General features: G+C 70.5%; 6 protein-coding genes and 1 pseudogene. 4 read left to right on the forward strand and 3 right to left on the reverse strand.

Features of this window, described 5'->3' with window-relative positions; translation table 11 throughout:
- The first annotated feature begins 34 nt into the window (after positions 1–34).
- Positions 35–3,277 carry an efflux RND transporter permease subunit gene (locus tag F6J85_RS00735; RefSeq protein WP_150923418.1) on the forward strand — a complete coding sequence of 1,081 codons (3,243 nt, stop codon included), beginning with the start codon at positions 35–37 and terminating at the stop codon, positions 3,275–3,277.
- Between the two features lie 46 nt (positions 3,278–3,323).
- Here F6J85_RS00735 and F6J85_RS18250 read toward each other — a convergent pair.
- Positions 3,324–4,055: pseudogene (locus F6J85_RS18250) on the reverse strand (DUF998 domain-containing protein); the annotation flags it as partial.
- 361 nt (positions 4,056–4,416) lie between these two features.
- On the opposite strand from F6J85_RS18250, the gene F6J85_RS00745 reads away from it, so the two are divergent.
- Positions 4,417–6,519, forward strand: a complete 2,103-nt coding sequence (locus F6J85_RS00745; RefSeq protein WP_150923420.1) for a DEAD/DEAH box helicase — start codon at positions 4,417–4,419, stop codon at positions 6,517–6,519.
- A 106-nt stretch (positions 6,520–6,625) separates the two neighbouring features.
- Here the strand turns inward: F6J85_RS00745 and F6J85_RS00750 are convergent, their stop codons facing one another.
- Positions 6,626–7,735 carry an Rv2578c family radical SAM protein gene (locus tag F6J85_RS00750; RefSeq protein WP_150923421.1) on the reverse strand — a complete coding sequence of 370 codons (1,110 nt, stop codon included), beginning with the start codon at positions 7,733–7,735 and terminating at the stop codon, positions 6,626–6,628.
- Positions 7,736–7,841: 106 nt separating this feature from the next.
- Here F6J85_RS00750 and F6J85_RS00755 point away from each other — a divergent pair, with 106 nt between their 5' ends.
- Together F6J85_RS00755 and F6J85_RS00760 are read left to right on the forward strand one after the other, a co-directional pair.
- Complete coding sequence (locus F6J85_RS00755; protein ID WP_191906693.1) at positions 7,842–8,921, forward strand: M15 family metallopeptidase; 1,080 nt, start codon at positions 7,842–7,844, stop codon at positions 8,919–8,921.
- A gap of 178 nt (positions 8,922–9,099) precedes the next feature.
- Entirely contained in the window at positions 9,100–10,263 is a 1,164-nt protein-coding gene (locus F6J85_RS00760; RefSeq protein ID WP_150923423.1) for an acyl-CoA dehydrogenase family protein, read from the forward strand.
- Between the two features lie 251 nt (positions 10,264–10,514).
- Here the strand turns inward: F6J85_RS00760 and F6J85_RS00765 are convergent, their stop codons facing one another.
- Positions 10,515–11,747: an LCP family protein gene (locus tag F6J85_RS00765; RefSeq protein ID WP_150923424.1), complete on the reverse strand. Its 1,233-nt coding sequence runs from the start codon at positions 11,745–11,747 to the stop codon at positions 10,515–10,517.
- Positions 11,748–11,772: the final 25 nt, after the last annotated feature.

An 11,772-nucleotide genomic window follows, 5' to 3' on the forward strand; every position in this document is an offset into this window, starting at 1 on the left:
GTATCGTCTCCCGCGCTCCGTCCGAAGGACCCCTGTGTCGAATCTCGCCGTCCTGAGCTTGAAGAACCGCGCGCTCATCGCCCTCATCACGATCGTGGCCGCGGTCTTCGGCGGTTTGGCGCTGGTGAACCTCAAGCAGGAGCTGATCCCCTCGATCGAGTTCCCCCAGCTCGCGGTGGTGACCACCTACCCGGGGGCGTCGCCCGAGGTCGTGGAGAACGACGTCTCCACTCCGATCGAAACAGCCATTCAGGGCGTGCCGGGACTGGAGTCCACGAGCGCGACGAGCACGACGAACGCCTCGATCATCTCGGCGTCGTTCACCTACGGCACCGATCTGGCCACGGCCGAACAGAAGATCACGCAGGCCGTCAACCGCATCAACAGCGAGCTGCCGGAGTCGGTCGAACCGAACGTGATCTCCGCGAGCATCGACGACTTCCCCGTCATCCAGATCGCCGTGACCGGATTCGACGACGCCGAGAACGCCCAGGCGACCCTGGAAGGCACGGTCATCCCCGACCTGGAGGACGTCGACGGTGTCAACGCGGCGCAGATCGTGGGCGGACTCGGCCAGCGGGTGACGATCACCCCCGACCAGGCCCGCCTGGCCGAGCGCGGGTTCTCGCAGCAGGCCATCACCGACGCCCTCGACCAGAACGGGGTGCTCTTCCCCGGCGGCGAGATCACCGAGGACGGCCAGAGCCTCACCGTTCAGACCGGCGCGAAGATCACCTCCGTCGAGGACGTCGCCGCCCTTCCGCTCGTCCCCAGCGAGGCGGGCCAGTTCGGTGCCGCGCTGACCACGATCGGCGACGTCGCGACCGTGGCCGAGGAGACCGACCCGGTCTCCAGCGTGTCGCGCGTGGATGGCGAGCCGGCGCTGACGATCGCGGTGACGAAGCTCCCCGCGGCGAACACGGTCGACGTCTCCCGCGGCGTGCTCGCCGTCCTGCCCGACCTCGAGGAGTCGCTGGAGGGCGCGACGTTCACCGTCGTGTTCGACCAGGCCCCCTACATCCAGCAGTCCATCGAAGCCCTCGCTGAAGAGGGGCTGCTGGGTCTGGCCTTCGCCGTGCTGGTGATCCTGCTGTTCCTGCTGTCGGTGCGCTCGACGATCGTGACGGCCATCTCGATCCCGACCAGCGTGCTGATCACCTTCATCGGCATCCAGGCGTTCGGGTACTCCCTCAACATCCTGACCCTCGGGGCTCTCACCATCGCGATCGGTCGCGTCGTGGATGACTCGATCGTGGTGATCGAGAACATCAAACGGCACTACGTCGGCGACGCCGACAAGCTCCAGTCGATCCTCCGGGCGGTCAAGGAGGTCGCCGCGGCGATCACGGCGTCCACGATCACGACGGTGGCCGTCTTCCTGCCGATCGCGTTCGTCGGCGATGTCACGGGTGAACTGTTCCGGCCGTTCGCCTTGACGGTCGCGATCGCGATGACCGCCTCGTTGTTCGTCGCCCTGACGATCGTTCCCGTTCTGGCGTACTGGTTCCTGCGACCGGGGAAGCAGCTGGAAGATGCCGAGGGCCGCCCCGTCGACCCGGAGTCGCCGGATGCTCCGCCCAGCCGGCTTCAGAAGGCGTACCTTCCGGTGCTCACGTGGACGCTCAAGCATTCGTGGGCCACCCTGGGGCTCGCCGTCCTCGTCCTCGCCGGCACCGGGGCTGCCGCTCCCTTCCTGAAGACGAACTTCCTCGGCGACTCCGGTCAGAACACCTTCACCATCACGCAGAGCATCGGCCCGGCCCCGAGCCTGGACGCCGAGGACGCCGCGGCCCAGCGCGTCGAGGAGGCTCTGGCCGAGGTCGACGGCATCGAGACCGTGCAGGTGTCCATCGGCTCTAGCGGATCGGCGCTGCGGGATGCGTTCTCCGGCGGCGGCAGCGGCGTGACGTACTCGGTCACGACCGACCCCGACGCCGACCAGATCGCCGTCCGAGAACGCGTGCAGGAGGCCGTCGCCGATCTGGAGGACGTCGGAACCGTCACGGTCGCCGCAGCCGGCGGCGGTTTCGGGTCCACCGACATCGCGATCGATGTGAGCGCCCCCGATGGGCAGACGCTGCAGGAGGCCGCCGACGCCGTCGTGGCCGAATTGGACGGTCGCGCGGGCGTCGGACAGGTGTCCAGCAATCTCGCCGCCTCGCTGCCCTTCATCTCCGTCGCCGTGGACCGGGATGCGGCGGCCGAGCGGGGGCTGTCGGAGGTCGCCGTCGGCGGACTGGTCTCGGCGGCGGGACAGCCGCGACAGGTCGGCACGGTGGAGATCGACGGAACCTCTCTCACGGTCTACCTCGCCGTCTCCGACCCGCCTGCGACCCTCGACGAGCTGCGGGCGCTGGAGGTCCCCACCGCCGCCGGTCCCGTGCGGCTGGACAGCATCGCCACCGTGGGTGAGAGCGAAGGACCCGCCTCCATCACGACCCAGCGGGGCCTGCGCACGGCCACGGTGACAGTCACCCCGTCCACGGACGACCTCACCGCGGCATCCGCCACCGTCACCCGCGCGCTGGCGGCGGCCGACCTGCCCAGCGGCGCCGACGCCGAGATCGGCGGCGTGCTGGCCGACCAGACGAACGCGTTCTCGCAGCTGGGGCTCGCGCTGCTGGCGGCGATCCTCATCGTCTACATCGTCATGGTGGCGACCTTCAAGTCACTGCGTCAGCCGCTCCTGCTGCTGGTCTCGGTGCCGTTCGCCGCCACCGGCGCGATCCTGCTGCAGCTGGCCACCGGCGTGCCGCTGGGGGTCGCATCGCTCATCGGCGTGCTCATGCTGATCGGCATCGTCGTGACCAACGCCATCGTGCTGGTCGACCTCGTCAATCAGTACCGCGAGCAGGGACTTAGCGCCCACGATGCGACGATCGCGGGCGGGTCGCGGCGGCTGCGGCCGATTCTCATGACGGCGCTGGCGACGATCTTCGCCCTGACGCCGATGGCCCTGGGGATCACGGGGCAGGGCGGGTTCATCTCCCAGCCGCTTGCGATCGTCGTGATCGGCGGACTCGTATCGTCGACCGTGTTGACGCTGCTGGTCCTGCCGACCCTCTACAACCTGGTCGAGGGCTGGCGAGAGCGGCGACCCGAGCGGCTGGCCGACGATACCGACCGGCGGGGCGAGCGGGCGCGCCGGCGACGCGAGCGGCGCGCGGAGCGAGCCGGCTCGAACGCGACGGCTGCAAACCCGACGCGCATGACAGCGCCGGATGCGCCGGCTCCGGCGACGCGGCGGGGATTGCGGCGGGGGCGGCCGGCAGGCTGACCGGCGCCGGTGCGTGCAAGCCGAGGCAGTGGGTGAAGACCCCCGACCAGGCGAACATCGCGCTGAAGGCGATCACTTCGAACAGCGCGAGGTTGATGGTGCCGTCCACGAACAGCCATCCGCCGGCGAACAGGCACGCGAAGACGGCGAGGGTGGTCAGCAGCAGTCGCCGGGGCATCCGATGCAGGAGCACCGGTGAGGACACCAGGAGAGCCCCGAAGCCCAAGACCATTCCCGCGGCGACATTGTCGTGGATGGACTGGTTCACGTTGAGGGGAACGCATCCCACCAGCGCCAGGTTGACGCCGATGGTCGTGAGGAACACCTGTGCGGCCCAGCCCGATCCGCGGCGGCCGACGACGGCGCCCAGGCGCACGAGGTCGCGGCGCACGCGATATGCGTAGAGCGCCACGAGGCTGCCGCCGACGACGAGAGTGCCGTTGAACAGGGCCCCGGAGGTGTCGCGGAACGTGCCCAGCTGGCTGAAGTGCAGGTGCCACCACAGCGGATCGGTGGTCGTCAGCACGGACAGCAGGATGCCGCCGATGAGTACGACGAGCACCCCGAGGGCCAGCTGCATCGACGTCAGGCGCGCAGCGAGTGCGCGTGGTGACGCGATGTAGAGCGTTCGGGCGACGGGTACGACGACACTCATTCTCGGGTAACTCCACCCAAACGGACAGGGCGCCCCTTGCCCGCCGAGCTCCGCGCTCCCCATGTGCCCGCCGGTCAACGAACGCCGGACGGCCCACAAACTAAACCCCCAGCGCGACGGCATGCCGTCACGGTCATGCTATCCCCCGAGGGGCATGTGAAAGTAGGCCAAAGCGGCCCCGTCACGGGGAATTTACCCGGCGTGGCGCCATTCTCGTCGCGAAAGTGCCCTGGGAGCGGTGCCACACCCGTCACCTGAGGTCGCCGGGGCATGTTCCCAGGCACGTGCGCTAACGTTGATGCGTCGGCTTTGGACACTGCGCTGCGCGCGGATGGGTTTGTGAGTCCAAGGGGCCGATGGGAGGAGCGAATCCGCTCCGACGATCATCAGAGTTAATGGCCCCGGCCGACGGATGTCCGGGTTTGTGCCGTGCTGCGTGCACGGCGCGTGCTGTTTGCGCGAATACAACCCAGGAAGTTTCCCCATGCCCAAGAACAAGAAGCCGGCCGGCGGCCGGCCCGCCCAGAACTTCGAGCCGCGCTACGGCGACAAGCCCTCTTTCCAGGACCGCAAGCGCCGCACCGACGACGCGCGGCCTGCCGCCTCGCGCCCCGGAAGCAAGAGCCCGAACCACCGCGGCCACCGCCCCGCCGAGGCCGGCGCCGCCGAGCCGAAGCGCCGCTGGACCGCGCAGGAGCGCGCCGGCCGCGACGAGGCTCGCGCCATCCGCTCCACCGATCGCCCCCGTCGTTCGTCCGACGACCGCCCGGCCCGTTCGTTCGACGACCGCCCGGCCCGTTCTTTCGACGACCGTCCAGCCCGCACGTACGGCGACCGTCCCGCGCGTTCGTTCGATGATCGTCCCCGTCGGGATGACCGTCCGGCGCGCGATGACCGTCCGGCCCGTCCGTACAACGACCGTCCGGCGCGCTCGTTCGATGATCGTCCCCGTCGGGATGACCGTCCGGCGCGCGATGACCGTCCGGCCCGTCCGTACAACGACCGCCCCGCACGCTCGTTCGATGACCGTCCCCGTCGGGATGACCGTCCGGCGCGCGATGACCGTCCGGCCCGTCCCTACAACGACCGCCCCGCACGTTCCTTCGATGACCGTCCGGCCCGCGATGACCGTCCGGCCCGTCCGTACAACGACCGTCCGGCGCGTTCGTTCGATGACCGTCCCCGTCGGGATGACCGTCCCGCGCGGTCCTTCGACGACCGCCCCCGGCGCGACTTCTCCGACCGCCCCCGCCGCGAAGAGCGTCCGGCCCGTTCGGACTGGAACGCCTCGACCACCTCGAAGGCGCATGAGCAGCACGTCGACGTCGTGCACGAGAAGCTGCAGGCCCAGGCGGTCCAGACCGAGGAGACCTCGGACGTGACCTTCACGAGCCTCGGGCTGGGCGACAACATCGTCCGCACGCTCGCCGATCTCGGCGCGGCCGCGCCGTTCCCGATCCAGGCCGCCACCGTCGCCCCGATCCTCGAGGGCCGTGACGTTCTCGCCCGCGGCCGGACCGGCTCCGGCAAGACGATCGCCTTCGGCGCACCCCTCGTGGAAAGCCTCCTGCGCTCGCAGGCGGGTCAGAAGCGTGCCTTCGCTCGCCTGCCGCAGGCGCTCATCCTCGCCCCGACGCGCGAGCTCGCGCTGCAGATCGACCGCACCGTGCAGCCCATCGCCCGCAGCGTGGGGCTGTTCACCACGCAGATCTACGGTGGCGTGCCGCAGGCCCGCCAGGTGGGTGCGCTCCGCAAGGGCGTCGACATCATCATCGGCACCCCCGGTCGCATCGAAGACCTCATCCGCCAGGGCAAGCTCGACCTCTCCGACGTGCGCATCGTCGTGCTCGACGAGGCCGATCACATGAGCGAGCTCGGATTCCTCGAGCCGATGCAGCGCATCCTGCGCCTCGTGCAGGACGGCGCGCAGAAGCTGATGTTCTCGGCGACGCTGGACCGTGAGGTCGCCGCGCTCGTGGACGAGTTCCTCGTCAACCCCGCCGTCTACGAAGTCGCCGGCGAGACGCAGGAGTCGAGCACCATCGACCACCGCATCCTCGTCATCGACCACCGCGACAAGGCCGAGATCCTCACCTCGCTCGTCGACCGCGACGGCAAGACCCTGGTCTTCGCGCGCACGCGCGCCTTCGCCGAGATGCTCGCCGAGCAGTTCGACGATGCGGGCATCTCGGCCGTCGCTCTGCACGGTGATCTCAACCAGGCCAAGCGCACGCGCAACCTCGAGCGGCTCACTTCGGGGCGCGTCAGTGTCCTGGTGGCGACGGATGTCGCAGCCCGTGGCATCCACGTCGACGACATCGACCTGGTGATCCAGGCCGACGCGCCCGACGAGTACAAGACGTACCTGCACCGCTCGGGCCGCACCGGCCGCGCGGGTCGCGCGGGCACCGTCGTGACGCTCATCCCGCGTCAGCGCCGCCGGCGCATGACCGAGATGCTGCAGCGCGCCGAGATCGAGGCCCCGTTCGACGAGGTGCGCCCCGGCGACGACCTCCTCGAGCAGCTGCGCGTGGGCGCGACCGCCGACGTGGCCGAGGTCGCCGAGGCGGCGGACGTCCCCGCCTGACGCGAGCCCGACTCCGCGAGACCGCATCGCACCGACGGACCGCGACATCATGTCGCTGTTTCGCCGGTGCGGTGCGGTTTCGCCGTCTGCGGGTAACGCGAGGGTGTCAGAAAAGCATGGGCGCGGCGGCAGGTGCCACCCGAGGCCGCGTCTCCTGCACCGGGCCGAGCCCCCGCAACGCGCCCGGGTCGCTCTGGGCCGGGCGCAGCGAGCGGTCGGCGAGGCCCGGCACGGGGCGGCCGCGCGGGTGATCGTCCTCGTCGCGCCCGTCCAGGCGATGCAGCCGCAGCAACGGCCGCACGCGTGCCGCCAGCCACGTCCGGTACCCCTTCGGCGCCTGCGACGACACCCCGGGGTAGAGCCCCCCATACGACGAGACGAGCTCCGGATGCTCGCGCTCCAGCCACGCGAAGAACCACGGCTTCACCCCCGGCCGCAGGTGCAGCGCGCCGTACACGACGCGTGCGGCGCCGGCTTCGCTGATGCGGCGCAGGGCGTCGTCGAGAGCTGCGACCGAATCGGTGAGGTGGGGGAGGATCGGCATGAGGAAGACGGTCACCCGGAACCCCGCCTCGGTGGCCGCGCGGACGGTGTCCAGGCGGGCCTGCGCGGTCGGCGTCCCCGGTTCGACCGACTTCTGCAGCTCGTCGTCGAACACCGCGATCGACATCGCCAGCGACACGCGCACCGAGGCCGCCGCATCCGTGAGCAGCGGCAGATCGCGCCGCAGCAGCGAACCCTTGGTGAGGATCGAGAACGGCGTGCCCGACTCGGTGAGGGCCGAAGCGATCTGCGGCATGATCCGGTAGCGGCCTTCGGCGCGCTGGTACGGGTCGGTGTTGGTGCCGAGCATCACCGGCTCTCGCGTCCATGACCCGCGGCGCAGCTCGGTTCGCAGTACGTCGGCGACGTTGACCTTGACCACGATCTGCGAATCGAAATCGCTGCCGGCGTCCAGGTCGAGGTACTCGTGGGTTCCGCGGGCGAAGCAGTACGTGCAGGCGTGGCTGCATCCGCGGTACGGATTCACCGTCCAGTCGAACGGCATCGCGGATGCGCCGGGCACGCGGTTCAGCGCCGTCTTGCACAGCACCTCGTGGAAGGTCATCCCGGCGAACTCGGGGGTCGTGACGGAGCGGACCAGGCCGTCCATGCGCTCCATGCCCGGCAGGGCGGAGGGGTCGTCGACTCCGAGCTGCTGCCCTTGCCATCTCATTCCTCAATGGGAACAGAACTGCGAATGTGTGTCAAGACGCTGGGTTCGAGATTCGAAGCAGGTGCGATGCGCTGACGTGGGAGGCGGGCTGGGGGACAATGGGAGCGTGACGGCACCCGACCCGCACGCACTGACGCGCCGCGCGCTTCGCGAGGCCGCGGAGCGCGCTGAGCATGCGCGCGTGACGGCTCCCGCGCAGCACGCCAGGCGCCGGCGCCCCGGAATGCGCGTCATCGTGGCGCTCGCCGGCGCCCTCGTGCTCGCAACGGGTGCGGCGGCGGCCACCGGCGCCGCCCTCACGGCCCCCGACCTCGCCGAACCATCGGCGCGGCCGAGCGCGCCTGCGCGCGAGACCGTGCAGGCTCTCATCCAGCCCATCCCCGCGGAGGGGCTCCCCACGCCCGTGATGTCGCCCGGGACGACCGGCGGCGGGACGACCGGTGGCCGGACGACCGGTGGCGGGACGCTGTGCGAAGACCCGGCGCTCACCGCCGCCCTGGCAGCGGGCGATGACGCGGCGGCGATCGGTGCCGCCGGCGGGCCCGAGCTGTTCCGATCCGCGGTGGCTGCCGGGACGGCCCCGTGCATCCGGTTGGACGATCCGGCCCGCGTGTGGGTCGTCATCAACAAGCAGCGTCCGTACGTCCCCATCGACGCCGAGCCGAGCCCGCTGCGCCCGCCCGACGGTGTCCGCACCCTCGCCGACACCGCCCTGCGCGAGGATGCCGCCGGCGCGCTGAGCGCCCTCGTGCGGGCGGCGGCCGACGCCGGTGCCGGCGAGATCGCCGTGGAGAGTGCGTACCGTTCGTATGCGACCCAGCGCGGCACGTACGGCGGCCACGCCGCAGATCGCGGGGTGGCGGGCGCCGATCTCGTCAGTGCTCGACCGGGGTTCAGCGAGCACCAGTCCGGTCTCACGGCCGACGTCGTCCCGTGCGATGGGTCGTGCGCGACGATCGACGACCTCGCCGGGTCAGCACAGGGCCAGTGGATCGCCGAGCACGCGTGGGAGCACGGCTGGATCGTGCGCTACGTCGAGGGCCGCACGGACGTCACCGGCTACATGCCCGAGCCGTGGCACCTGCGGTACATCGGGCCCGACCTGGCGCGCACGTACCACGAGGGCGGATGGACCACGCTCGAGGAGTTCTTCGGCCTTCCGCCGGCCCCCGGCTACACGGAGTAGACCCCGCCGGCAGGCCGTCTGGCGTCATCCCACAACGCGGCACCCGGTATCACCGTCGGTGGGATGCGGTTCCGACAGCGGACGTCGGACGCGCGGGCGGCTGGCTTAGACTCGCTCGGGCAGCACGGTCGATCGGCCGTGGCCCACAGCATCCGCTCGGAGCAGAGAGGGAGTCGGCATGGACCGCGACATCTACGACGAAGACCACGAGGCGTTCCGCGACGTGGTGCGCGAATTCGTCAAGCGCTACGTCTCCAACCAGGCGCGCGAGCGCTGGGACGCCGAAGGCGAGATCGATCGCGAGACGATGCTCGCGGCCGGTCAGTCGGGCCTCATCGGCCTGTCGGTGCCGGAGGAGTTCGGCGGCGCCGGGATGCTGCAGGACTACCGCTTCCGCACCATCGTGATGGAGGAGATCATCCGCGCCGGTGCCGGTTCGCTCGCCGGGGCCTTCGGCATCCAGGATGACCTCGCCGTGCCCTATCTCGCGCACTTCGGCACGCCGCAGCAGCAGCAGAAGTGGCTGCCGGGAATGGCTACGGGCGAGGTGATCGGTGCCCTGGCGATGACCGAGCCCGGCGCCGGCAGCGACCTTCGTGCAGTGACCACCACCGCGAAGAAGGTCGACGGCGGGTATCTCGTCAACGGCGCCAAGACGTTCATCTCCAGCGGCAAGACCGCCGATCTCGTCGTCACCTTCGTCAAGACGGGGGAGGGCAACCGGCCGGATGCGTTCAGCCTGCTGCTGATCGAGAACGGCATGACGGGCTTCGAGCACGGCAAGAAGCTGCACAAGATGGGCTTCCAGGGCCACGACACCGCGGAGCTGTCGTTCAGCGACGTCTTCGTCCCGGAAGAGAACCTCATCGGCGGCGAGGAGGGGCACGGCTTCATCCAGCTCATGCGCAATCTGCCGCTCGAGCGCCTGTCGATCGGCGTCGCCGCCGCGGCGGCCGCCGACGCCGGCCTGGCCTGGACCCTCGAGTACGTCAAGAGCCGCGAGGCGTTCGGCACACCCGTCATCGACTTCCAGAACACGCGCTTCCGGCTCGCCGATGTGGCGACCACGGTGGACGTGCTGTGGGCGTACGTCGATCGCGCGATCGCACTGTACGGCGAGGGCAAGCTCACGCCCGAGGAGGCCGCGAAGGTCAAGTTCTGGACCACCGAGCGCGAGGGTGAAGTGCTCGACACGTGCGTGCAGCTGCACGGCGGCTACGGCTACATCACGGAGTACCCCATCGCGCGGGCCTACCTCGATGCCCGGGTGCACCGCATCTACGGCGGCACGAACGAGATCATGCGCGAGATCGTCGGCCGCCAGCTCGCCGGGCGGCGCTGAGCTCCGCCCTTTCCGTCAGCGGAGCCGCCCGGTGCGGCGGATGCTGTGGCTGAGCGGCGAATCCGCTGCAGGCTGACGCTGCGGGCGCGGCCGCGGGTGTCGCTGATCACGCAGGCGTCCGCGGGTGTCGTGCGGCAGTGGCGGCGGCCGACGCTGTTCAAAACTCAGGAGACACGCCGGGTCGGGGTGCCGTGGCGGCCGTCCGGGGCCCGGATCTCCTGAGTTTTGCGCGCGAGGGATGGGCGCCAGGGTCAGTCGGAGAGGTTCCCGGCGGAGCAGGTCTCCTGCGCGGCGGTCGAGCCCGTCACGCTCGGGGGGAGTGCCACGGCGTCGGAGGGCGGGGTGGGCGCAGCCGTCTCCGTCGGCGAGGGAGCAGCCGGGTCGGTGGGCTCGGGGGTGACCTCGACGACGCCGTTGTTGGCGCCCACGCCACCGGTGAGTTCGATCGGACGGTTCTCGGCCAGCGCCTGCCACAGGGGTTCGGCCGCACTGTAGTTCGGGACGACGCGGTCCGCGTCCGTCGGCGCGGTGAGCGTGGGGTACTGCACGAAGACGATCTCCTCGAACGGCACGTCCTTCACCGCGAGGGCGATCTGCACGAGTGTGAGGGGCTTCAGAGACGTGGACGGATCGACGTTGCGCAGTGCCGTCGCCGCGAGCCGGTAGAGCGTCGCGGGGTCGGCGAGCACCTCCTCGCTGACGAGCTTGCGGGCCAGGCGCGACATGTACTGCTGCTGGTTGCTGACTCGGGCGAGGTCGCTGCCGCCCACGCCGTAGCGGGTGCGGAGGAACTGCAGCGCCTCGATCCCGGCGATGGTGCGCGGACCGGCGGGCCAGTCGATGCCCGTCTCCTTGTCCCGCATCCCCCGCGCCAGGCACACCTCCACGCCCCCGACGGCGTCGGTGATCTCGATGACGCCGCCGAAGGTCACCGTTGCGGCGAACGGGATCTCCTGGTCGCTGACGTCGGCGACGGTGTTGGCGACGCAGTTGAGGCCGCCGATGGAGTACAGCTCGTTGATCTGCACGGTGCCGCCGCCCCAGCGCGACCCGTCGGTGCGGGTGCACCCCGGCGCCTGCAGGATGAGGTCGCGCGGGAAGGACACCACGGTCACGCGCCTGGGGGCGTCGGAGATGTGCAGCAGGATGTTGACGTCGTTCAGCCGGCTGGCAGCATCCTTCCCGGTGCAGCGGCCACCGAAGAAGTGGGCGTACTCCGGTTCGCACTCGTCGATGCCGGTGACGAGGAGGTTCACGCCGCCTTCGATCGCCCCGATGTCCGGCGGCGGCGCCGGCTGGTCTTCGAGGACGACGGCGTCTTCGGTGAAGCTCGCGGCGAGGTCGTACGTCGCGTAGGCGACGGTGCCGGCGGCGGCCACGAGCACGACCGCCACGGCCACGGCCACCAGGGTGAGCAGCTGCCCGCCGATGCTGGGCGAAGTCAGGCGGGCATGCCGGGCCACGGTTCTGCGGCGCCGTGCCATGGCCCCCCCCTCCGCGCCGGTCGAG

This window comes from Microbacterium lushaniae (assembly GCF_008727775.1).
In the GTDB taxonomy this organism is placed as follows: Bacteria; Actinomycetota; Actinomycetes; order Actinomycetales; family Microbacteriaceae; genus Microbacterium; species Microbacterium lushaniae.

What these genes read in the sequence shown, in the direction of transcription:
- F6J85_RS00765 (WP_150923424.1), bottom strand. Translation starts at nt 11,747, where the DNA reads ATGGCACGGCGCCGCAGAACCGTGGCCCGGCATGCCCGCCTGACTTCG.
- F6J85_RS00750 (WP_150923421.1), bottom strand. Translation starts at nt 7,735, where the DNA reads ATGAGATGGCAAGGGCAGCAGCTCGGAGTCGACGACCCCTCCGCCCTG.
- F6J85_RS00760 (WP_150923423.1), top strand. Translation starts at nt 9,100, where the DNA reads ATGGACCGCGACATCTACGACGAAGACCACGAGGCGTTCCGCGACGTG.
- F6J85_RS00745 (WP_150923420.1), top strand. Translation starts at nt 4,417, where the DNA reads ATGCCCAAGAACAAGAAGCCGGCCGGCGGCCGGCCCGCCCAGAACTTC.